The 22,417-nt window shown below is 45.3% G+C and carries 22 protein-coding genes; 2 read left to right on the top strand and 20 right to left on the bottom strand.

The features are described from left to right. Positions 1-151: 151 nt before the first annotated feature. The 12 genes from R7190_RS16645 to trmJ form a co-directional block, all read right to left on the bottom strand. Complete coding sequence (locus R7190_RS16645) at positions 152-1,279, bottom strand: bifunctional tRNA (adenosine(37)-C2)-methyltransferase TrmG/ribosomal RNA large subunit methyltransferase RlmN (RefSeq protein ID WP_017633913.1); 1,128 nt, start codon at positions 1,277-1,279, stop codon at positions 152-154. Between the two features lie 373 nt (positions 1,280-1,652). Continuing rightward, positions 1,653-2,078, bottom strand: coding sequence for a nucleoside-diphosphate kinase (gene ndk / locus R7190_RS16640; protein ID WP_005381702.1), 426 nt, complete (start codon positions 2,076-2,078; stop codon positions 1,653-1,655). 95 nt (positions 2,079-2,173) lie between these two features. Next, positions 2,174-3,472, bottom strand: a complete 1,299-nt coding sequence (gene pepB, locus R7190_RS16635) for an aminopeptidase PepB (RefSeq protein ID WP_151514537.1) — start codon at positions 3,470-3,472, stop codon at positions 2,174-2,176. A 161-nt stretch (positions 3,473-3,633) separates the two neighbouring features. Then, positions 3,634-3,828: a Fe-S cluster assembly protein IscX gene (gene iscX, locus R7190_RS16630; RefSeq protein WP_005381711.1), complete on the bottom strand. Its 195-nt coding sequence runs from the start codon at positions 3,826-3,828 to the stop codon at positions 3,634-3,636. A gap of 44 nt (positions 3,829-3,872) precedes the next feature. Next, a complete protein-coding gene (gene fdx, locus R7190_RS16625) occupies positions 3,873-4,211 on the bottom strand; it encodes an ISC system 2Fe-2S type ferredoxin (RefSeq protein WP_005381713.1) in 339 nt (112 codons plus the stop codon). Positions 4,212-4,224: 13 nt separating this feature from the next. After that, entirely contained in the window at positions 4,225-6,078 is a 1,854-nt protein-coding gene (gene hscA / locus R7190_RS16620; protein WP_017820567.1) for a Fe-S protein assembly chaperone HscA, read from the bottom strand. A 21-nt stretch (positions 6,079-6,099) separates the two neighbouring features. Beyond that, on the bottom strand, positions 6,100-6,615 hold the full coding sequence (hscB, locus tag R7190_RS16615; RefSeq protein WP_186584452.1) for a co-chaperone HscB: 516 nt from the start codon (positions 6,613-6,615) through the stop codon (positions 6,100-6,102). Between the two features lie 55 nt (positions 6,616-6,670). Further along, entirely contained in the window at positions 6,671-6,994 is a 324-nt protein-coding gene (gene iscA, locus R7190_RS16610; RefSeq protein ID WP_005381717.1) for an iron-sulfur cluster assembly protein IscA, read from the bottom strand. A gap of 70 nt (positions 6,995-7,064) precedes the next feature. Then, positions 7,065-7,448: a Fe-S cluster assembly scaffold IscU gene (gene iscU, locus R7190_RS16605; protein ID WP_005381718.1), complete on the bottom strand. Its 384-nt coding sequence runs from the start codon at positions 7,446-7,448 to the stop codon at positions 7,065-7,067. A gap of 38 nt (positions 7,449-7,486) precedes the next feature. Beyond that, on the bottom strand, positions 7,487-8,701 hold the full coding sequence (locus tag R7190_RS16600) for an IscS subfamily cysteine desulfurase (protein WP_005391556.1): 1,215 nt from the start codon (positions 8,699-8,701) through the stop codon (positions 7,487-7,489). Positions 8,702-8,729: 28 nt separating this feature from the next. Continuing rightward, on the bottom strand, positions 8,730-9,236 hold the full coding sequence (gene iscR, locus R7190_RS16595; protein ID WP_005381720.1) for a Fe-S cluster assembly transcriptional regulator IscR: 507 nt from the start codon (positions 9,234-9,236) through the stop codon (positions 8,730-8,732). Between the two features lie 125 nt (positions 9,237-9,361). Further along, positions 9,362-10,081: a tRNA (cytosine(32)/uridine(32)-2'-O)-methyltransferase TrmJ gene (trmJ, locus tag R7190_RS16590; protein WP_005383693.1), complete on the bottom strand. Its 720-nt coding sequence runs from the start codon at positions 10,079-10,081 to the stop codon at positions 9,362-9,364. 231 nt (positions 10,082-10,312) lie between these two features. On the opposite strand from trmJ, the gene suhB reads away from it, so the two are divergent. Next, on the top strand, positions 10,313-11,116 hold the full coding sequence (suhB, locus tag R7190_RS16585) for an inositol-1-monophosphatase (protein WP_005381722.1): 804 nt from the start codon (positions 10,313-10,315) through the stop codon (positions 11,114-11,116). Between the two features lie 209 nt (positions 11,117-11,325). On the opposite strand, the gene secF is transcribed toward suhB, so the two are convergent. From secF to R7190_RS16555, 6 genes are all read right to left on the bottom strand, one after another. After that, on the bottom strand, positions 11,326-12,273 hold the full coding sequence (secF, locus tag R7190_RS16580) for a protein translocase subunit SecF (protein WP_005383689.1): 948 nt from the start codon (positions 12,271-12,273) through the stop codon (positions 11,326-11,328). Between the two features lie 14 nt (positions 12,274-12,287). Beyond that, on the bottom strand, positions 12,288-14,144 hold the full coding sequence (secD, locus tag R7190_RS16575) for a protein translocase subunit SecD (protein WP_005381724.1): 1,857 nt from the start codon (positions 14,142-14,144) through the stop codon (positions 12,288-12,290). 21 nt (positions 14,145-14,165) lie between these two features. Next, positions 14,166-14,495 (bottom strand): preprotein translocase subunit YajC, encoded by a 330-nt coding sequence (gene yajC / locus R7190_RS16570; protein ID WP_005381725.1) that lies wholly within the window; start codon positions 14,493-14,495, stop codon positions 14,166-14,168. A 177-nt stretch (positions 14,496-14,672) separates the two neighbouring features. Then, a complete protein-coding gene (gene tgt, locus R7190_RS16565; RefSeq protein WP_186584453.1) occupies positions 14,673-15,809 on the bottom strand; it encodes a tRNA guanosine(34) transglycosylase Tgt in 1,137 nt (378 codons plus the stop codon). Between the two features lie 147 nt (positions 15,810-15,956). Then, complete coding sequence (gene queA, locus R7190_RS16560; RefSeq protein ID WP_005381728.1) at positions 15,957-17,009, bottom strand: tRNA preQ1(34) S-adenosylmethionine ribosyltransferase-isomerase QueA; 1,053 nt, start codon at positions 17,007-17,009, stop codon at positions 15,957-15,959. Between the two features lie 268 nt (positions 17,010-17,277). After that, complete coding sequence (locus R7190_RS16555; protein WP_186584454.1) at positions 17,278-18,444, bottom strand: trypsin-like serine protease; 1,167 nt, start codon at positions 18,442-18,444, stop codon at positions 17,278-17,280. A 312-nt stretch (positions 18,445-18,756) separates the two neighbouring features. On the opposite strand from R7190_RS16555, the gene R7190_RS16550 reads away from it, so the two are divergent. Beyond that, on the top strand, positions 18,757-19,206 hold the full coding sequence (locus R7190_RS16550) for a CBS domain-containing protein (protein WP_017820562.1): 450 nt from the start codon (positions 18,757-18,759) through the stop codon (positions 19,204-19,206). 123 nt (positions 19,207-19,329) lie between these two features. Here the strand turns inward: R7190_RS16550 and aceA are convergent, their stop codons facing one another. Together aceA and aceB are read right to left on the bottom strand one after the other, a co-directional pair. Continuing rightward, positions 19,330-20,643 (bottom strand): isocitrate lyase, encoded by a 1,314-nt coding sequence (gene aceA / locus R7190_RS16545; RefSeq protein ID WP_005381733.1) that lies wholly within the window; start codon positions 20,641-20,643, stop codon positions 19,330-19,332. A 120-nt stretch (positions 20,644-20,763) separates the two neighbouring features. Next, positions 20,764-22,392, bottom strand: a complete 1,629-nt coding sequence (aceB, locus tag R7190_RS16540) for a malate synthase A (RefSeq protein ID WP_186584455.1) — start codon at positions 22,390-22,392, stop codon at positions 20,764-20,766. Positions 22,393-22,417: the final 25 nt, after the last annotated feature.

Raw genomic sequence — 22,417 nt, 5'->3', positions numbered from 1 at the left:
CTTTTGTCCAAACTTTGACAAAGGAATTCGAAATTATACCCAAATAACCTTAGGTTGAAGAGTGATAGTCCCAAATCTTGGCGAAAATGTCCTAAACAATAAACAAAATAGCCAGAGCGAATGGCTCTGGCTATTTTTGAATTCCGGTCGTTTATACAGCTTTCACTTCAATGGTATCGGCACCGCGTGACGCTTTCAGCATTGCCGTACGTTTAGTTCGGTCAATTACATCACCGACCAACTGACCACATGCGGCATCAATGTCATCACCACGTGTTTTACGAACCGTAACTGTGTGCTCGTATTGCATCAATGTTTTTTGGAAGCGATCAATACGTGAGTTACTTGGTTTCTTGTAAGGTGAACCTGGGTACGGGTTAAACGGAATCAAGTTAATCTTACATGGTGTGTCTTTCATCAATTCAGCCAGCTCGCGTGCATGGTCCATGTCATCGTTCACATGATCAAGCAACACGTACTCGACTGTTACCTTGCCACGGTTTGCATTCGATGAAGCAATGTAACGACGAACGGATGCTAGGAAATCTTGAATATCCCAACGATCGTTAATTGGCATGATTTCACTACGCAGCTTATCGTTTGGCGCATGAAGAGAGATCGCCAACGCAACGTCGATTTTGCCCGTCATCTGATCAAGACCAGAAACCACACCTGATGTTGATACGGTTACGCGACGCTTCGACAAACCAAAGCCAAGGTCATCCAACATTAACTCCAGTGCTGGAATCAAATTCTTCATATTAAGAAGCGGCTCACCCATACCCATCATCACGACGTTCGTAATTGGGCGACGGCCTGTTTCTTTCTCAAGACCAATTTCACGTGCAGCACGCCACACCTGACCGATGATCTCTGAAACTTTCAAGTTACGGTTAAAGCCCTGCTGTGCTGTTGAGCAGAACTTACATTCCAATGCACAACCTACTTGAGAAGATACACAAAGCGTTGCGCGATCATCTTCTGGAATGTAAACCGTTTCTACATCCTGATCACCAACCTTCATTGCCCACTTGATCGTGCCGTCTGAAGAATGCTGAGCTTCTGCTACAGTTGGTGCTTTAATTTCACACTTGTGTAAAAGCTTTTCGCGCAGCTTCTTGTTGATGTTTGTCATTTTTTCGAAGTCATCTACACCGAAATGGTAGATCCACTTCATAACCTGATCGGCACGAAACGCTTTCTCGCCAAGTTCTTCCGCGAAAAACTGACGCATGCCTTTGCGATCAAAGTCGAGTAGATTGATTTTTTCAGTGGTCATGTTGCCTCTCAATGACTGAAACAAGAATAAGGGCGCGAATTGTACAGCCTTTATGCAGCTACAACAAGGGGTGTAAGACCCTGAGTTTGCTAAGGCATTAAAATAAAAACGATTAAATTTTAATCAGGCTTTACGGTGAGAATAATGATTAGACAACCGACAACAAAAGCGTAGAAGTGGTACAGAGAAAACAGTGAGAACAAACACACGTAACTAAGCTTTCACCCCTGTAAGATGCTCAGATTAGCCAACATCTTCGCGAATAATTACGAATGAACTCGCCGGTGAAATGGAGAATGCGGAATAAAAAACCTCGGACAATTCCGAGGTTATTACGAACTAGATCATCACGCAAAAGTGATGCATGAACGAGTTAGCGAGAGAAAACTTCTGATTCAGGGAAGAAAAACTCAATTTCACGAGCGGCAGACTCAGGGCTATCTGAACCATGAACTGAATTGTGACGCATGCTGAGTGCGTAATCAGCACGCAAAGTGCCACATGCCGCGTCCTCTGGGTTGGTTTTACCCATTAGCTCGCGGTAACGTGCAATCGCATTTTCGCCTTCCAATACCTGAACCATAATAGGACCAGATGTCATGAACTCTTTTAGAGGAGGGAAAAACTCTTTACCTTCATGCTCTGCATAAAAGCCGCTTGCCTGATCTTCTGTCAGGTGAACCATTTTGGCAGCGATGATACGGAGGCCAGCCTTTTCAATACGATTGTAGATTTCACCAATTAGGTTTCGCTCTACAGCATCAGGCTTAATGATTGAAAATGTTCTTTCTAGAGCCATAAAATTTCCTTTCTGTACTTGTAATAATAGTTGTGCTTTTAAAGTGACTTACTGGGTAAGAGCAGCACTCAAACAAGAGAGTGCTGCAATCAATCTTATTTTCCAGCTTGCTCATTGAGGAAACGAGCAAGTGTACGAACACCCATACCCGTTGCTCCCGCAGCCCATTTATCAGAAGCGGCTTTACGATACGTACCCGCACAGTCGAAATGTAACCAGCCTTTTTTGTAGTCCTCAACGAAGTAAGACAAGAATGCAGCTGCAGTACTTGCACCTGGAGAATAATCACCAGAGCTGATATTCGATAAATCGGCAAAATTAGATGGCAGCATTTCTCGATGGAAATCAGCAAGTGGTAGCGGCCACAAGCCTTCTTTTTCCTGGCTTGCCGCCGTAAGCGCTTGATGCGATAGCTCATCATCAAAGCTCATTAGCGCATGGTAATCGTTACCTAACGCATTCTTCGCTGCGCCTGTTAGCGTCGCGCAGTCAATGATTAACTCAGGCTTTTGCTCACTGGCGTAGATAAGACCGTCTGCAAGCACCAAGCGACCTTCCGCGTCGGTATTCATAATCTCAACGGTTTTGCCGTTTTTGTAAGTGATGATGTCGCCAAGCTTAAGGGCACGGCCAGAAACCATGTTCTCAGCACAACACAAGATCAGTTTTACGCGCTTGTTTAAACCGCGCAAGATAGCTAATCCTAGGCCACCAGTGATAGTACCCGAGCCACCCATATCTGCTTTCATTGCACTCATGAAGGTAGAAGGCTTCAAGCTGTAACCACCGGAATCAAAGGTGATGCCTTTACCCACAAGACATGCGAATACAGGTGCGTTTTCGTCACCAGTTGGGTTGTAGTCTAACTGAAGCATCGCAGAAGTACGCTCAGAACCACGGCCTACTGCGTAAATACCTTCCCAACCTTCTGCCAACAAGTCTTTGTCTTTGACGATACGTGCTGTCACCGTGCCTTTCGGCGCAACAGATTTGATGAATTCAGCAGCCATTGTCGCTAGCTGACGAGGAGCAACTTCTTCTGCCGTTTTGTTGATAATATCGCGGGTAAAATCAGTCGAAGTAATACGAGCTTGAAGCTCTGCTTGATCTTCATCAGACAATGCTGCCCACTCAACTGAGCCATGTTTTTTAGGGTTACGGAACCCTTGGTGGAAAGCCCATACGCTCTCTAGATCCCAGTTATCACCAGAAAGAAAAATAGAACGAATTCCTTGGCCATCTAGCTGACGAGCTGCACGTTGAATTGCGCCGAGATCATGACCTTCACCTAAGTGAATAGTTGCGCCGTTTTCAGCGAATGAAAGCAGTGCTTTTTCACCCCAATGTGGTGCTGCCGACTCTTGACTTAAAAATACAGACATCTGTGTAGACATGGTTTCTCCTTGTCTTATAGCAGCGTTGCCTACGCTGCTTCTTTTTAATAACTCACGGATGTTAGCATTATGTAGGGCAAAAATGTCAATTGGATAAAAAAACGGACCTAAAGGTCCGCTTTTTTTAGTAAGAATTGTTAACTAGGCTGTGTTTTACAGACTTAGTCCGCTTCGTCCATCCAGCACATGATAACGGCTTCTAGAATCTTTTCATTAGAACGGTTTGGCTCATCGTCAAACTCATCTAACTCCATGATCCATTGATGAAGATCGGTAAAACGCACTGTTTTTGGATCGACATCTGGAAACTTGTCACAAAGTTCAATCGCGATATCGCGAGAATCTGTCCATTTCATTGCTCATCTTCCTTTTGCTTCTTCCCTATATTGGGAAGATAGTTTTAGTGATCTTCTGAAGCGTGGTTTAGTGTGTATTTAGGAATTTCTACCACCAAGTCTTCATCAGCAATTCTCGCCTGACACCCCAGGCGTGACTCAGGCTCTAGACCCCACGCTTTATCTAGCATGTCGTCTTCTAGTTCTTCACTTTCTTCAAGTGAATCAAAACCTTCACGGATGATTACGTGGCAGGTAGTACACGCACATGACTTCTCACACGCATGTTCAATACCGATACCGTTTTTTAGCGCTACGTCTAGAACGGTGTCACCAGAGTTTGCTTCCAACACTGCACCTTCTGGGCACAAATCGTCGTGTGGTAATACAATAATCTTAGGCATAACTACTTATCTCTTATATATCGTCTACTGATTGACCTGACAACGCAGCTCGAATCGATTTATCCATACGGCGTGATGCGAAATCTTGGCTCGCTTTATCGGTATCTTTAATGCCTTGCTCTATCGCATCTGCATCATCACCATTACGCAGCTCAATCAAGGCTTCGATGGCTTTAATCAAGTTTTGTTTCTCTTGTTCTGATAGTAAGTCATCACCATCAGCTTGCATCGCTGCAATCAAACCTTCTATCACTCGGTCGGCTTCAACACGCTGCTCAGCTAAGGCACGAGCTTGCATGTCTTCTTTTGCGTGCGTCATTGAATCACGCAACATATCCGCCACTTCATTGTCACTTAAGCCGTAAGAAGGTTTTACTTGAATCTCTGATTGAACACCAGTGCTCTTCTCCATTGCCGTAACAGAAAGAAGGCCATCAGCGTCAACTTGGTAAGTCACGCGAATATGTGCCGCACCCGCTGCCATCGGAGGAATACCTTTTAACGAGAAGCGAGCAAGTGAACGACAGTCATCAACCATTTCACGTTCACCTTGTACCACATGAACACTCATCGCCGTTTGGCCATCTTTGAATGTGGTAAATTCTTGCGCACGCGCAACGGGAATCGTAGTGTTGCGGGGGATGATCTTCTCGACCAAACCACCCATGGTTTCAATACCGAGCGACAGTGGAATCACATCAAGAAGCAACATTTCAGAGTCAGGTTTGTTACCCGCTAGGATATCAGCTTGAATACCCGCACCGATTGCAACAACTTCATCTGGGTTAATGCTTGTCAGAGGTGTGCGACCAAAAAACTCGCCTACCATTTCACGAACCAACAATGTACGGGTTGAGCCGCCAACCATGACGACCTCGAGTACTTCATCTGCGTCGACATCCGCATCTTTTAATGCGCGACGACAAGACATCAGTGTTTTCTTCACTAGCGGACGAATCAGATCTTCGAACTGCTCGCGAGTCACGGTGCCTTTCCAACCAAAAACGTCAACGTCAACACTGTCTTGCTCAGAGAAAGCAATCTTAGCTTCAGTAGCAATGTTCAACAGTGTACGGTTCTTTTCTGCAGAAAGCGGCGCTTCTAGACCCGCTTGCTCCATTAAATAATCGGCAAATAGATGGTCGAAGTCGTCACCGCCTAATGCAGAATCGCCACCTGTTGCTAATACTTCAAATACGCCTTTCGATAAACGTAGGATAGAGATATCAAAAGTACCGCCACCTAGATCGTAAACCGCAATCACACCTTCTTGACCAGAGTCTAGGCCATAAGCAATTGCCGCAGCGGTTGGTTCATTAAGTAGACGGAGAACATGAAGACCAGCTAATTTCGCCGCATCTTTTGTACCTGCACGTTGCGCGTCATCAAAGTAAGCAGGAACGGTAATAACGACACCTGCTAACTCACCACCTAACGTATCTTCAGCTCGCTTACCCAATACTTTTAGGATGTCCGCAGATACTTCAATCGGGTTTTTGTCACCTTGAGGTGTTTGCAGAATTGGCAGGCCGTTTTCACTCTCTTTAAAACGATAAGGAAGTGAAGAGTAACGGGACTGAATGTCCTTTAATGAACGACCGATCAAACGTTTTACAGAGATAATCGTGTTCTCTGGTTCAAACTCTGCTTTGGCTTTGGCTTCGTGGCCGACCGTTAACGTTTCCTCAGCGTAATTAACGACTGAAGGTAAAATAGTACGGCCCTGCTCGTCCGCAAGTGGAGTTGCATCGCCGCTACGTACAGAAGCAACCAAAGAGTTGGTAGTACCTAAGTCGATACCCGCTGCTAACTTATGCTCATGAGGTGCCGAGCTTTGGCCCGGTTCTGCGATTTGAAGTAGTGCCATGATAGGTCCTTGTCACGCTTACTAGCCGAGGAGTTTGTCTTCGACTAGCTCAATTTCGTTCTTTAGTTTGGCAATGAATTTTAGCTTACGAACTCGGTCTGCGGCTTCAGCCCATAGACCATCATCAAGCTCTTGCTCGACGCTTGCCAGATGCTGTTTGTACATTTTGCTGACCTTAGAGTCGAAGTCAAAAAGCGCCGATTCAGGATCGGAGCTGTCAGCAATCTCTTCCAGTTCTTCGCGCAGTTCCATTTGCTCCATTAAGAACATCGGATCTTGCATTGTTTGCTGTTCACCTCGGATCTCAACACCTTGCTCTGCGAGGATATACTCGGCGCGAGAAATAGGATTTTTCAGAACTTGATAGGCATCGTTGATTTGCGCCGCCTTTTGCACCGCCATCAAACGGTCACGTTCTGAGCCCGCTGCAAAGTTATCCGGGTGGAAGCGTTTTTGTAGTTCTCGGAACTGAGAAGAAAGAAGGCTACCATCCAGCTTAAACTGACTTGGTAGCCCAAATAATTCAAAGTGATTCATTAAGTTCGGGTCCTAGTAAAGCCTTCCGGACTCGTTTGCCCAGAAGGACAATCAATTAGACGTTGAAGCTTTCACCACAACCACATTCACTTTTCGCGTTAGGGTTGTTGAATTCAAAACCTTCATTCAACCCTTCTTTCACGTAATCCAATTCAGTACCATCTAGGTACACTAAGCTCTTTTGATCGATGATAATTTTCACTCCAGAGAGTTCAAATACTTCGTCTTCTTCATTGAGCTCATCAACAAACTCAAGTACGTATGCCATGCCGGAACAGCCAGTCGTCTTCACTCCAAGACGTAAACCGATACCCTTGCCTCGGTTATCTAGGAATGCTCTTACGCGACTTGCCGCTGATTCTGTCATTGTGATGGCCATACTGCACCTTAGTCTGTCTAAATTTCGATTGGAATGGGAGCGTCAAAGCTCCCATTATATTACGGAATAATTATTCTTGGTGTTTTTTCTTGTAGTCAGCAACCGCTGCTTTGATTGCATCTTCAGCAAGAATAGAACAGTGAACTTTCACTGGTGGAAGCTCTAGCTCTTCAGCAATCTCAGAGTTTTTAATTGCTGCCGCTTCATCAACTGACTTACCTTTTACCCACTCAGTTACTAGTGAGCTTGATGCGATTGCACTACCACAACCGTATGTTTTGAACTTCGCATCTTCGATGATACCTTCAGGTGTCACTTTGATTTGAAGCTTCATTACGTCACCACACGCAGGAGCGCCAACCATGCCGCTACCTACTGATGGATCTTCTTTATCGAATGAACCAACGTTACGTGGGTTCTCGTAGTGATCAATTACTTTTTCGCTGTATGCCATGATAAATTACCTCGAATCCTCTATTTCAATCCCTGAGATTAATGGTGAGCCCATTCAACAGTGCTCAAATCAATCCCTTCTTTGTACATATCCCATAGAGGAGACATGTCGCGTAGCTTAGTCACTGCAACGCGGATTTGTTCAATTGCGTAATCAATTTCTTCTTCAGTCGTGAAACGACCAAACGAGAAACGAACCGAGCTGTGAGCCAATTCATCATCCATGCCTAGGGCACGAAGAACGTAAGAAGGCTCAAGGCTTGCAGACGTACAAGCACTACCAGAAGATACCGCTAGATCTTTAAGCGACATTAGTAGTGATTCACCTTCTACGAATGCGAAGCTGATGTTTAGGTTGTGTGGTACACGTTGCTCAAGGTCACCGTTTACCGTCACTGCTTCTAAGTCTTTCACGCCATCAAAAAGACGGTTACGAAGCGCTAAAGCGTGATCGTAATCTTTTTGCATGTCTTCTTTTGCAATGCGGAATGCTTCACCCATACCAACGATTTGGTGGGTAGGAAGTGTACCAGAGCGGAAACCACGCTCATGACCGCCACCGTGCATTTGCGCTTCAAGACGAATACGAGGCTTACGACGAACGTAAAGTGCACCGATGCCTTTAGGGCCATAAACTTTGTGAGCAGAAAGCGAAATTAGGTCAACTTTCATCTCTTGAACGTCGATTGGTAATTTACCTGCAGATTGCGCTGCATCCACGTGGAAAACAATTTTACGCTCACGACACAATTCGCCGATCGCTGTAATGTCTTGAACCACACCAATCTCGTTGTTTACGTGCATAATAGACACAAGCACTGTGTCATCACGCATTGCCGCTTTAAGCTTCTCTAGATCGATCAAGCCATTTGATTCTGGCTCAAGGTAAGTCACTTCAAAGCCTTCACGCTCAAGTTGACGACATGGGTCAAGAACGGCTTTGTGCTCTGTTTTACAAGTGATTACGTGCTTGCCTTTCTTCGAGTAAAAGTGCGCTGCACCTTTAATAGCAAGGTTGTCTGATTCTGTCGCACCAGATGTAAATACGATTTCGCGAGGATCTGCATTTAGAAGGTCAGCAATTTGCTCACGAGCAGTATCGACCGCTTCTTCTGCCTGCCAGCCGTAACGGTGCGAACGCGACGCTGGGTTGCCAAATGTGCCATCCATTGTCATGTACTGAACCATTTTTTCAGCAACACGTGGATCAACTGGACATGTAGCGGAATAATCAAGATAAATCGGCAGTTTCATTCTCTACTCCAATGTAAAAAGCTGACCGCTAAGAGCGGACGTTTACACCGATGGGCGCGGCGGTTGTATTTTTGTTTGATAGCCCATGGGTTACCGCCAGATCAATGTCCTGACGATCAGAAATTTCGAGGACTTCATTGTCTGTCATCAACTCACCAAGAGTGATGTTATTCAAAAAGTCACTAATGCGAGAGCTTAGGTCACGCCACAGCGTGTGAGTAAGGCAACGTGTTCCACCTTGGCAATCTCCTTTACCTTGGCATTTGGTTGCATCTACTGACTCATCAACGGCAGCAATCACGGTACCAATAGCGATACTGTGAGCGTCGGCACCAAGTCGGTAACCACCACCAGGACCACGAACGCTGGCAACGAGACCTGCTTTACGCAATTTTGAAAATAGCTGCTCTAAGTAAGAGAGCGAGATCCCTTGACGCTCTGAAATATCAGCCAGAGGTACAGGGTTTTGTTGCGAATGCAGTGCCACATCCAGCATGGCTGTCACCGCATATCTTCCTTTAGATGTAAGTTTCATACCACACCGTATCCACATGGTTTGTAATGGTTAAGATTTTTCCATACCTGAGTAATTTGGTCAAGTATTTATTTGACCATTTTACTCAGGTATTCATCCTTACACCTAAAGTGGTTATTATTCACTCAGAACTTCTTTTCTATCGAAGTCAAAACGCCTCGTAGAATATTAAGTTCTTGGGTTTCTGGTCGAGCACGAGAGAACAAACGGCGCAACTTATTCATCACCTGTCCAGGTTGCTCTTTGTTAATAAACTGGGTCTCAACCATCACCTTTTCAAGATGCTCGAAGAACATTTCGAGTTCTCGATGACGCGGGTATTCTTCCGATTCATTTGGGGAAAACTGGCTTTGCTCTAAGTTCAAGTGTGCAACTCGCACTTCGTAACTGAGAGTTTGTACAGCCATCGCTAGGTTAAGCGAGCTGTACTCAGGATTAGCGGGAATACAAACATGGTAGTGGCACTTTTGTAGCTCTTCGTTTGTCAAACCAGTTCTTTCTCGGCCAAACACGAGCGCAACCGGATGCTTTCGGCCTTCAACTGCAAATTTCTCACCGCATTCACGTGGCTCGAGCATTGGCCATTCTAATGTACGAGAGCGGGCGCTAGAACCCACAACAAGGCCACAATCTTCAACCGCTTCTTCTAATGTGCCGACAATCTTTGCATTTTGAGCAATATCACCAGCACCCGCAGCTAAAGCAAGAGTTTGTTCATCCACTTCACATTGTGGATCGACTAATACTAGTTGGTTTAAACCCATCACTTTCATTGCTCGAGCTGCTGAGCCAATATTGCCTGAATGAGAGGTACCTACGAGTACAATTTTTACTTGATCCAACATCTGTGTTTGCTACCTAAATTAAAACCGCAGAATGTTATCATAGTTTTTTAAGACACCCTAGAGGCAAGCAGACCTCTCTTCTCATTCTTGGTTATTGTTCTCGTCCGCAGTATGCTCTGTACACTCAACCAGCCGCATTTAGAACAAAAAATAACCACTTCCCTTTTTAATTATCTCTGGTATACTCGCCGCCGCTTTCATTTGTTCTTTAACATCCGTTGGGAAATTCGTATGCATCCAATGCTAAACATTGCTATTCGCGCTGCGCGAAAGGCAGGCAATCATATTGCTAAATCATTAGAAAACACTGATAAAGTAGAATCTACTCTTAAAGGCACTAATGACTTTGTCACTAACGTAGACAAAGAAGCAGAATACATCATCATCGATACTATCAAGCAGTCTTACCCTGAGCACTGTATCGTTGCTGAAGAACAAGGTCTTATCGAAGGTAAAGATAAAGACGTACAATGGATCATCGACCCACTGGATGGCACCACTAACTTTGTAAAAGGTTACCCAACTTTCGCGGTTTCTATCGCTGTTCGTATTAAGGGCAAAACTGAAGTTGCTTGTGTTTACGATCCAATGCAAAACGAGCTATTCACTGCACAACGCGGTGCCGGCGCTCAACTAAACAGTGCACGTATTCGTGTTGCTCAACTAAAAGACCTTCAAGGTACTGTTCTAGCAACAGGCTTCCCATTCAAGCAGAAACAACACGCTGAGTCTTACATCAAGATCGTTGGTGCGCTATTCACTGAGTGTGCTGATTTCCGTCGTAGCGGCTCTGCTGCTCTAGACCTTTGTTACGTGGCAGCTGGCCGTGTTGATGGTTACTTCGAACTAGGCCTAAAACCTTGGGATATGGCAGCAGGTGAGCTTATTGCTCGTGAAGCTGGCGCAATCCTAACAGACTTTGCTGGCGGCACTGACTACATGAAGTCTGGTAACATCGTTGCTTCAAGCGCTCGTGGCGTAAAATCTATCCTTAAGCACATTCGCGAAAACGGTAACAGCGCGATCCTTAAGTAATATTTGAAAGTCATATATAGCCCGTTACGCTGATGACTTTAGAAAGCCCCGCTCATTGAGCAGGGCTTTTTTGTATCTACTGCTTCGTATCGACTTAGCTGTAGCTGAAGGCTCTTCATACAGAGAGGCTCTACAAGCTCACGACTCTATTCAGATACAAAAAAACCGCTGATTGCTCAGCGGTTTTTGTTTTCGGTTCTCAATCTGCCTTATGGCATTTCGTCGAACTCTGCACCTTCTTTTTCTACTTGAGGTGGCATCAAGTGCTCTTTCTGGATACCCAGTTTTAGAGCCAGTGCTGATGCTACGTAGATAGAAGAGTAAGTACCTACAGTGATACCGAGTAAAAGTGCGGTTGCAAAGCCGTGAATCATAGCACCACCCTGCATGAACAGTGCAATTACCACGAACAACGTCGTACCAGATGTAATCAATGTACGGCTCAATGTTTGAGTGATTGAAGCGTCCATGATGTCCGAAGGTTCACCCTTACGCATCTTACGGAAGTTTTCACGAATCCGGTCAAATACAACGATGGTATCGTTGAGTGAGTAGCCCACAACCGTCAGTAGCGCAGCTACGATAGTCAGGTCAACTTCAATTTGTAGAAACGAAAAGACACCTAGCGTGATAATTATATCGTGAGCCAATGCCATTACCGCACCAGCCGCTAGACGCCATTCAAATCGCATCGATACATAAAGCAGGATACAGATCAGCGATACCAAGATCGCTAGACCACCAGCTTCTGTTAGCTCATCACCAACGTTGGGACCTACGAACTCAATACGACGCATTTCTACGCTTTCGCCAGTACCATCTTTGATAGCACCAATGATTTGGTTACCTAGCGTTTCACCAGAAACGTCATCACGTGGACGAAGACGGACCATGACTTCACGAGCACTACCGAAGTTTTGTACTGTCGCATCGCCAAAGCCTTTTGAATCTAGTGCTGCACGAATCTCTTCAAGGTTTGCTGGCTGTTCAAAACCGACCTCGATAAGCGTACCGCCAGTGAAATCTAGACCCCAATTAAGCCACTTGGTTGACAAAGTGAAGATAGAAGCAGCAATCATTATAATTGAAAAAACGAATGCTACTTTCGACCAACGCATAAAGCCGATCGTCTTCTCTGCTTTTAGAATTTGAAACATATTAATTCCCAGCCTTAGATCGACAATTTATCAACGCGTTTGCCACCGTAGATCAGGTTCACGATACAACGTGTACCAATAATGGCGGTGAACATTGAAGTTAAGATACCGATAGATAGAGTAACTGCGAAACCTTTCACCGCACCTGTACCGACCGCAAATAGAATGATTGCAGTAATTAGTGTTGTGATGTTCGCATCAGCAATCGTGCTGAATGCATTCGCGTAACCTTGGTGAATCGCTTGTTGTGGACTGCGTCCATCACGAATTTCTTCACGGATACGCTCGAAGATCAGTACGTTCGCATCAACCGCCATACCGACTGTTAACACGATACCGGCTATCCCTGGAAGCGTCATGGTAGCGCCTGGAATCATCGACATAACACCAATGATAAGCACCAAGTTTGCCATTAGAGCGATGTTTGCAATCAAACCAAAGCCGCGGTAGTAAAGCAGCGTAAATAGCATTACGGCAACCATACCCCAGATACATGCTTGGATACCCATATCGATGTTTTGCTGGCCCATTGATGGACCAATGGTACGTTCTTCAACGATAGAGATAGGTGCAATCAGTGCACCAGCACGTAGTAAAAGTGCTAGGTTGTGTGCTTCTGCAGCAGAGTCGATACCTGTGATACGGAAGTTACGACCAAGAGCCGATTGAATCGTTGCTTGGTTGATGACTTCTTCATGCTTATCCAGAATAACTTTGCCTTCAGGCGTACGACGGCCACTGTCTTTGTATTCTGCAAACACGGTAGCCATTAGCTTACCAATGTTCTTCTTAGAGAACGCAGACATCTTATTACCACCTTCGCTGTCTAGCGAGATGTTAACTTGTGGACGACCATATTCATCAACACTTGAGCTTGCATCTGTGATGCTTTGACCGCCAAGAATAACGCGCTTCTTAAGCACAACTGGGCGACCATCACGGTCCATCTTGATTTCACTACCTGCTGGCGCACGACCATTTGCCGCTGCCGATAGGTCAGCTTTATCATCAACTTCACGGAATTCAAGCGTTGCCGTAGCTCCGAGAATTTCTTTTGCACGAGCAGTGTCTTGAACACCAGGCAGTTCAACTACAATGCGACTAGCACCTTGACGTTGAACCAATGGTTCCGCAACACCTAGTTCGTTGACACGATTACGTAAAATCGTAATGTTTTGCTCAACAGCATAGTTACGGATCTCTTGTAAACGTTGCTCAGTAAAGGTTGCAGTAAGAGCGTAACGGCCATTTGAATCAGAATCGACAAAAATCATGTCCGGGTGATTCTTTTCTAGCGTTGCTTTCGCTTCTGCTAATTGCTCTTCGTTACGCAACAACACTTCTACCGCTTCTTTTCCAGAAGGGCGGATTGCACGGTAACGAATCTTGGCGTCACGAAGTTCGCTACGGAAAGCTTCTTCTTGTTGACCAACAAGCTTTTCCATCGCTGCATCCATATCCACTTCCATTAAGAAGTGAACACCACCGCGAAGGTCAAGACCTAGCTTCAATGGTGACGCGCCAATCGCTTCTAGCCAATCGGGTGTAGAAGGTGCAAGGTTAAGTGCAACAATTGTGTCTTTGCCTAGCGCTTCGCTGATGACATCACGAGCACTGATTTGTGTGTCAGTGTCGTTAAAACGAACAAGAATTGATCCATCTTCGAGAGCAATGGATTTATGAGAAAGTTGCTCTTTGTTAAGAGCAGTAGTGACAGCATCCAGCGTTGACATATCTACAGAGGCGCCACGCGCCCCTGTAACTTGAATAGCCGGATCTTCACCGTAGATATTTGGAAGTGCGTATAACGCAGCGGTGATGATGGCAAAAAGCACCATCAAGTACTTCCATAATGGATAACGGTTTAGCACAGCGAGGATCCTTTAGCTGTTTTATAGAGACTTAAGCGTACCTTTTGGTAGCACTGCAGTGATGAAGTCTTTCTTGATTACTACTTCATTGTTCGCGTTAAGCTCAATTGAAATGTAGTCATTGTCTTCAGCAATCTTAGTGATTTTACCCACTAGGCCACCGCTAGTTAAAACTTCGTCGCCTTTGCCCATAGAAGCCATTAGGTTTTTGTGTTCTTTTACGCGTTTCGCTTGTGGGCGGTAAATCATGAAGTAAAAGATCACTGCGAACATGCCAAGCATGATTAGCATTTCAAAACCACCGCCTGCTGGCGCACCTTCTGCTGCTGCGTGAGCCTGAGAAATAAACATTAAAACATCCTCATTATATTTTATTGATAATCAAACAAATTGGGCTTTCGCATTTTAGATTCAAGTCTGAGAGTAACTAATAGAGATCGCTCTCTCAAAAATAACGTGCGTTAGCCTACTTTATTAGCAAAAGCCTCTGGCGACATACCAAAGGCTTTAATTCTTTTAGTTTTTCAATTACTGCTCTTTTGCTAGTGGTGGCACTTCACGGCCACGACGCTCATAGAACTCAGTAACAAATTCATCGAAGCGATCTTCATCAATTGCTTTACGAATGCTTTCCATCAGACGCTGGTAGTAACGCAGGTTATGGATTGTATTCAAGCGAGCGCCTAAGATTTCATTACAACGCTCTAAATGGTGAAGGTACGACTTGCTGTAGTTTTGACAAGTGTAACAGTCACAATGCGGATCCAATGGTGTTGTATCCGTTTTATGTTTCGCATTACGGATCTTGATCACACCACCAGTCACAAATAAGTGACCATTACGTGCGTTACGCGTTGGCATTACACAGTCAAACATGTCGATACCACGACGAACACCTTCAACCAAATCTTCTGGCTTACCTACGCCCATCAAGTAGCGAGGTTTGTCTTCAGGAAGTTGAGGACAAGTATGCTCAAGAATACGGTGCATGTCTTCTTTAGGCTCACCTACTGCCAAACCACCAACCGCGTAACCGTCAAAACCGATTTCCGTTAGACCTTTTACCGACACATCACGTAAATCTTCGTAAACACCACCTTGAACAATACCAAATAGGTTGTTCGGGTTTTCTAGCTTCTCGAAATGGTCACGTGAACGCTGTGCCCAGCGTAATGACATTTCCATCGATTTCTTCGCTTCATCGTGTGTCGCTGGGTAAGGCGTACACTCGTCAAAAATCATAACGATGTCAGAGCCCAGGTCTTTTTGAATTTCCATCGACTTTTCTGCGTCCATGAAAATCTTGTCACCGTTTACTGGGTTACGAAAATGGACACCTTCTTCAGTGATCGTACGCATCTTACCAAGGCTGAATACTTGGAAGCCGCCTGAATCAGTAAGAATAGGACCGTGCCAGTTCATAAAATCGTGCAGGTCACCGTGCATTTTCATCACTTCTTGACCAGGACGTAGCCACAGGTGGAACGTATTACCTAGCAGAATTTCTGCACCAGTACCTTTTACTTCTTCTGGTGTCATACCTTTAACGGTACCGTAAGTACCTACTGGCATGAACACAGGAGTTTGAACAGTGCCGCGTTCGAAAGTCAGTTGACCACGACGTGCATTGCCGTTTTTCTTCTTAAGATCGAATTTTAATTTCACGATGCCTCCGGGTGTCAGAGAAACAGTCTGACTGAGTGTTTAGGGCTCTACCCTACTTTAAGGAGCGGTCGCTTTTCCTTGCGAGAGACAAAGCAATGGATGCTTTATTTCCTAGCTTACTGCTAGCACTCGTAAATCTATTTTTAACTACGCCGTTTTCTTCTTGATGAACATTGAATCGCCATACGAGAAGAAACGGTATTTGTTTTCCACCGCATGTTTGTAAGCATTCATGGTGTTCTCGTATCCAGCAAATGCACTCACCAACATGATCAGTGTTGATTCAGGCAAGTGGAAGTTTGTGATCAAGCAATCCACCAACTGATATTCGTAACCAGGGAAAATAAAGATTTCTGTATCGCCAAAGAATGGGGCCAGCTCAGTCCCTTTTTGCAATGCGTCTTGCGCTGCACTTTCAAGTGAACGCACAGATGTGGTACCAACAGCAATAATTCGTCCGCCACGCGCTTTCGTCGCTTTAATTGCTTCGACGACTTCTTGCGGTACTTCTACGTACTCGGCATGCATGTGGTGATCGTTGATATTTTCCACTTTTACTGGCTGGAATGTACCCGCCCCAACGTGCAAAGTAACGTAAGCAAACTCTGCACCTTTCGCTTTGATTTTCTCCAAGAGAACATCATCAAAGTGAAGGCCCGCTGTTGGTGCCGCAACCGCACCTGGCTTTTGATTATATACCGTTTGGTAACGCTCTTTATCTGCATCTTCGTCTGGACGGTCGATGTAAGGAGGAAGCGGCATATGGCCGATTTCTTCCAGAATTTCTAGTACCGTCTTATCAGAACTAAATTTCAGTTCAAATAAAGCATCATGGCGTGCAACCATTTCTGCTGAATATTCATCATTCTCGCCAACAATAATGGTTGTACCTGGTTTTGGTGATTTAGAGCAACGAACGTGCGCGAGGATGCTTTTCTCATCCAACATGCGCTCCACTAGCACTTCTAATTTACCGCCCGACTCCTTGCGGCCAAAAAGACGAGCAGGAATAACACGAGTATTATTAAACACCACTAAGTCACCGGGTTGAACTTGGCCCAATACATCAGTAAATGTGCCATCAATGAGCTCTCCGGTATTGCCGTCCATTTGCAGCAGTCGGCTAGCGGTACGCTCTGGTTGAGGGTAGCGAGCGATGAGTTCATCTGGAAGGTCGAAATGGAAATCTGATACTTGCATGTTACTTGTCTTATCTATTGGTCAAATCACGTCTAGGCGACGATAAAATTGCGACGAGTTTTTCGCAGCAGACTAGTATATGTTTACATGCTGCAATAGCAAGCAAATCACCAGAATATAGCAGTAAAAGCCATGGTGAAGAGTGTAATAAAACGTGAAAAGCCTCGATTACTTGGCACTATTTTTAATTTGAGCCCAAAAGAGAAAACATGAAAAAAGCAAAGCAGCGTATACCGCTGCTTATTAGTTTGGCATTCCAATCGCCCTATCAAACCTCACGCTTTCGCCACAAGAATAACGGCACGAATAAACCCAATAACCAAAACCCTAGACTGCCACCTTCATCATCTGAGCCTTTGAAATCACAGTTATTGGTCGCAATGCCATCGTGACACTCTTTATTGTCACCACTTTCATTGTTAGCACTTTTGATAAAATTCGGCGCAACGATGTAACGACTTGGTGGCGCATCGGCAGTGATGTAAGACTGTACCCAGTCGTAATAGTGGCTCACCTTGGTGTAGAAACTTGGGATCGTCAAAGAGCCACACGTTGGTAGAATAAGGGGGCCGCCACTAACAATACCAATTTGTTTGCCGGTCGCCACATCGACCAACGGGCCACCACTGTCACCTTTACATGCAGAGTTGCCATATTGAGTATGGCTATCTGGCTCCAATACATGGTTTTGTGTTGGTAGCGTACAAATTTTGGTTTGGTTGTCTCTTGAATCAATGATCCCCGGAAAACTGCTGCCAATTTCTAAACGCTCATAACATTTGTCGATGGGTAAAAATGTGCTAATGGTGGTTTTGAGCGTATTAGAAGGTTCAGAAGCATCCGGCTGAGTAGCCCCCCATCCAAACACTTGCACATTTTCGACACGTTGATTGGTCAGGTAATTATCGTTCCAATCCGCCACCAAACGTGCTTCGATACTCTCCATGTCAACTTTACTCGCTAGGTCAGCAAAGTTCGCGTTTGCCACTGGGCGCGTGAGATACAGCAACGCGATGTCTGAATCTAAACCGGTTTGGATAGGTTTCACGTTGCCATTACCGTCGGTCTCAGCTTTTGAAATCCGAGTGTAATCCGGATGAACCACAACGTGAGACACCGGATAGAAGTTATCAAGCCCTGCAGAATTAAGTTCATACACATTCGCATTCACCGACAGCTCACCCGGCGGGGTCACATAGTAGGTTGCTTCATTGGTTCCTTGTCCCATCACCACACAGTGCGCCGCAGTCAGTACCCATTGCTCTGTCAGCATCGTTCCACCACACAGCGGAAACTCTGCCATATTACTTGCTCGCAAAGTAACGCGGTCAACAGGATCGGTTTGTTCATCTCCTAACACAATCGCCTGTGTTGATGGCACACTGAATGCCGCCACTGCCAGCGCAATAAGTTTGTTACACGTTGTTCGTTTCATCTAGGTTGCTGTCTTCAATTTGGTAAGCCTGGACGTATCTTCTTCGAGAGAAGAATCTTGGAAAATCCAGCGAATAAAAATGTGCGATTCAATTCATTGGATTACCTTGGGGACACATTCAATATCAACTAAAAATGCCAACTGACTCGCACACAAACCGACTTATTCAAATTAATAAAAACACCAATAAAACACAGATTACGCAGCCCATCAGCATTGTGCTATTTAATTGATGAAAAACGAGTTAGCTCCCAGATATACAGAAAAATATTCTCTATATTTAAGAGAAGGACAATGCCGCTGGAGGTCTCTATGATCAAGGTTGAAGACATGATGACTCGTAATCCTCATACCTTACTGCGCACGCACACCTTGCGTGATGCAAAAAGCATGATGGATGCGCTTGATATTCGACACATTCCGGTTGTTGATGCCAATAACCACTTACAAGGCTTGGTGACTCAACGCGACATTCTTGCTGCTCAAGAATCGAGCTTGCACCCAGATGAGGCTGAACAATCTTTTACTTTAGACACACCGCTCTACGAAATGATGCACACCAACATCATGACGGCAGAGCCTATCGCGGGGCTCAAAGAGAGCGCTATCTATATGCAAAAGCATAAAGTTGGCTGTCTACCTGTTGTCACCAAAGGTCGATTGGTCGGCATTATTACTGATAGTGACTTCGTGACGATTGCGATTAACTTATTGGAACTACAAGAAGAAGTGGAACCTGAAGAAATCGAGCAGGAAGAATAGTACGCAAGCGTATTCTCTTTGTTGTAAGTTTCGTTTTTACACCGGTTAAACGAAAAAAGAGCGGCAGGGTTGCCGCTCAAAATGCCATTACTGACGCTGATTAAGGAAGTGTTTCTCTGCCAATTAGAATTGGTCTTCTTCGGTCGAACCTGTCAATGCTGTCACTGAAGAGTTACCACCTTGGATAGTATTGGTCATTCTATCGAAGTAACCTGTACCTACTTCTTGTTGGTGCGCAACAAACGTATAACCTTTTTCAGCCGCTTGGAATTCAGGACGCTGAACTTTCTCAACATAATGACGCATACCTTCACCTTGAGCGTAAGCGTGTGCCAGTTCAAACATGTTGAACCACATGTTGTGAATGCCTGCTAGCGTGATGAATTGGTACTTGTAGCCCATGTCTGCAAGCTCTTGTTGGAACTTAGCAATGGTTTCTGCATCTAGGTTTTTCTCCCAGTTGAATGAAGGCGAGCAGTTGTACGCCAACAATTGATCTGGGTATTCAGCGTGAATTGCTTCTGCAAACTTACGTGCTTCTTCCAAACATGGCGTAGCCGTTTCACACCAAATCAAGTCTGCATATGGTGCGTAAGCCAGACCGCGAGAAATCGCTTGGTCGATACCCGCGCGAACGCGGTAGAAACCTTCTTGAGTACGCTCACCTTCAATAAAGTCTTTATCATATGGGTCGCAATCTGAAGTAATGAGATCCGCCGCATTCGCATCAGTACGAGCAATAACTAATGTTGTTGTACCCGCTACGTCAGCAGCCAAACGAGCTGCAACGAGCTTTTGTACCGCTTCTTGCGTAGGAACTAATACCTTACCCCCCATATGACCACACTTTTTCACCGATGCTAACTGGTCTTCAAAGTGAACGCCCGCGGCACCGGCTTCGATCATCGATTTCATTAGTTCGTAAGCGTTAAGCACACCACCAAAGCCCGCTTCAGCATCCGCTACGATAGGTAGGAAGTAATCAATACCACCTTCATCTTCAGGCGTCTTACCAGCAGCCCACTGAATTTGGTCTGCACGACGGAATGAGTTGTTGATGCGTTTTACTACTGACGGTACAGAATCTACTGGGTAAAGAGATTGGTCTGGATACATCGTCGAGGCGGTGTTGTTATCCGCCGCTACCTGCCAGCCTGACAAGTAAATCGCTTCAATACCTGCTTTAGCTTGTTGAACCGCTTGACCACCCGTTAGCGCACCAAGACAGTTTACGTAACCTTTTTTCGCACTACCGTTGACCAGTGACCAAAGTTTGTCTGCACCACGTTGTGCAATTGTGTTTGCAGGCACCATAGAGCCACGCAGTTCCACCACTTCCTCGGCAGTGTAAGTACGCTTCACATTTTTCCAGCGTGGATTAGTTGCCCAGTCTTTTTCAAGAGCTTCAATTTGTTGGCGGCGAGTTAAGTTAGTCATTGGTCTATCCCTCTTTATAATTTGCACTTTATGCGTGTGCGTTGAGTTTCCGTTCTCAGGCAGTACTTCCCTATCTGCCTTGAAAATCCTTCACGTTATTGGTGTTACAGTTATTCTTTATTAATCCAGGTAGTCATAACCAGGAATTGTCAAAAAGTTGGTCAGTTCATCGCTCGTCGTGAGCCTTGCCATTAAGTCTGCTGCTTCTTCAAATCGACCCGCATGGTAGCGCTGTTCGCCAATTTCTTGCTTCACGACTTCAATCTCCTCTTTGAGATAGAGCTCGAACAGCTCTTTAGTGACCTTTAATCCGTTGTCTAGCGACTTGCCGTGTTGAATCCATTGCCAGATAGAGGCGCGTGAGATTTCTGCCGTTGCTGCGTCTTCCATCAGTCCGTAAATCGGCACACAACCATTGCCAGAAATCCAAGCTTCGATGTATTGCAGCGCAACGCGAATATTGTGGCGCATTCCGCCTTCAGTGCGCTCGCCTTCACAAGGCTCAAGCAGTTCAGCTGCTGTAATAGGCGCATCCTCTGCACGGCTCACATCCAACTGGTTGGTGCGTTCACCCAGCACAGCACTAAAGACTTCCATAGCAGTGTCAGCCAAACCTGGATGAGCCACCCAAGTACCGTCGTGGCCGTTGTTAGCTTCTAACGATTTGTCAGTCTGGATCTTGTCTAATACTTTTTGATTCTCTTTCGGGTCTTTAGCTGGGATAAATGCGGCCATTCCTCCCATCGCGAAAGCACCTCGTTTATGGCAAGTACGTACCAATAATCGCGAGTAAGCGTTTAAGAATGGCTTGTCCATCGTTACCACTTGGCGATCTGGCAGTACTCGGTCTGAGTGTTTTTTCAATGTTTTGATGTAGCTAAAGATGTAATCCCAGCGACCACAGTTCAAACCAACGATGTGTTCTTTAAGCGAGAACAGAATCTCGTCCATTTCAAATACCGCTGGTAAGGTTTCAATCAGCACAGTCGCTTTGATGGTGCCTGTATCCAAACCGAAATAGTCTTCCGTGAAATGGAACACTTCGCTCCACCACTTCGCTTCGTGATGCGATTGCAGTTTTGGAAGGTAGAAATAAGGACCGCTGCCTTTTTGAAGTAACGCTTTGTAGTTGTTATAGAAATACAGAGCGAAATCGAATAGCGCACCTGGAATGATCTGACCGTGCCACGTAACGTGTTTTTCTTTTAAATGAAGGCCGCGAACACGGCAGATCAACACCGCTGGGTCATCTTCCAGCTGATAATGTTTGCCATTGCCAGGATTGGTGTAACTGATGGTGCCATTAACAGCATCGCGCAAGTTAATTTGACCATCTAGCACTTTACTCCATGCAGGAGACATTGAATCTTCGAAGTCTGCCATGAACACTTTTACATTCGCATTCAGTGCGTTAATCACCATCTTGCGGTCAGTTGGTCCGGTAATCTCCACACGGCGATCTTGCAGATCTTGTGGGATTCCTAGGATCTTCCAACTTCCTTCACGGATGTCTTGTGTCTCTGGTAGAAAATCTGGTAGCTCACCAGCATCAATACGTGCTTGCTTCTCTTCTCTTGCTTCCAGCAACTGTTCAACACGTCCGGCAAATTTTTCACACAGTAGAGATAAAAAGGTTTGGGCTTCAACAGGGAAAATTGCTTGATGTTCTGGAGCAACGACTCCATTCACCTCAAGCATGCCTTGGGTTTGCTTTAGTTGTTGTGTTTTTTGTTCTGTCTGAGCAAGCATAATCATTCATCCTTAACGTGCTTTA

The organism is Vibrio sp. 1078-1, from assembly GCF_033340475.1.
The sequence above is the reverse complement of the archived record's forward strand: the minus strand, read 5'-3'. Positions and strand labels throughout refer to the sequence as shown.

Coding starts and splice junctions, on each gene's coding strand:
- R7190_RS16645 (WP_017633913.1), bottom strand. CDS start 1,279: ATGACCACTGAAAAAATCAATCTACTCGACTTTGATCGCAAAGGCATG.
- ndk (WP_005381702.1), bottom strand. CDS start 2,078: ATGGCTCTAGAAAGAACATTTTCAATCATTAAGCCTGATGCTGTAGAG.
- pepB (WP_151514537.1), bottom strand. CDS start 3,472: ATGTCTACACAGATGTCTGTATTTTTAAGTCAAGAGTCGGCAGCACCA.
- iscX (WP_005381711.1), bottom strand. CDS start 3,828: ATGAAATGGACAGATTCTCGCGATATCGCGATTGAACTTTGTGACAAG.
- fdx (WP_005381713.1), bottom strand. CDS start 4,211: ATGCCTAAGATTATTGTATTACCACACGACGATTTGTGCCCAGAAGGT.
- hscA (WP_017820567.1), bottom strand. CDS start 6,078: ATGGCACTACTTCAAATCGCAGAACCGGGCCAAAGCTCGGCACCTCAT.
- hscB (WP_186584452.1), bottom strand. CDS start 6,615: ATGAATCACTTTGAATTATTTGGGCTACCAAGTCAGTTTAAGCTGGAT.
- iscA (WP_005381717.1), bottom strand. CDS start 6,994: ATGGCCATCACAATGACAGAATCAGCGGCAAGTCGCGTAAGAGCATTC.
- iscU (WP_005381718.1), bottom strand. CDS start 7,448: ATGGCATACAGCGAAAAAGTAATTGATCACTACGAGAACCCACGTAAC.
- R7190_RS16600 (WP_005391556.1), bottom strand. CDS start 8,701: ATGAAACTGCCGATTTATCTTGATTATTCCGCTACATGTCCAGTTGAT.
- iscR (WP_005381720.1), bottom strand. CDS start 9,236: ATGAAACTTACATCTAAAGGAAGATATGCGGTGACAGCCATGCTGGAT.
- trmJ (WP_005383693.1), bottom strand. CDS start 10,081: ATGTTGGATCAAGTAAAAATTGTACTCGTAGGTACCTCTCATTCAGGC.
- suhB (WP_005381722.1), top strand. CDS start 10,313: ATGCATCCAATGCTAAACATTGCTATTCGCGCTGCGCGAAAGGCAGGC.
- secF (WP_005383689.1), bottom strand. CDS start 12,273: ATGTTTCAAATTCTAAAAGCAGAGAAGACGATCGGCTTTATGCGTTGG.
- yajC (WP_005381725.1), bottom strand. CDS start 14,495: ATGTTTATTTCTCAGGCTCACGCAGCAGCAGAAGGTGCGCCAGCAGGC.
- queA (WP_005381728.1), bottom strand. CDS start 17,009: ATGCAAGTATCAGATTTCCATTTCGACCTTCCAGATGAACTCATCGCT.
- R7190_RS16555 (WP_186584454.1), bottom strand. CDS start 18,444: ATGAAACGAACAACGTGTAACAAACTTATTGCGCTGGCAGTGGCGGCA.
- R7190_RS16550 (WP_017820562.1), top strand. CDS start 18,757: ATGATCAAGGTTGAAGACATGATGACTCGTAATCCTCATACCTTACTG.
- aceA (WP_005381733.1), bottom strand. CDS start 20,643: ATGACTAACTTAACTCGCCGCCAACAAATTGAAGCTCTTGAAAAAGAC.
- aceB (WP_186584455.1), bottom strand. CDS start 22,392: ATGCTTGCTCAGACAGAACAAAAAACACAACAACTAAAGCAAACCCAA.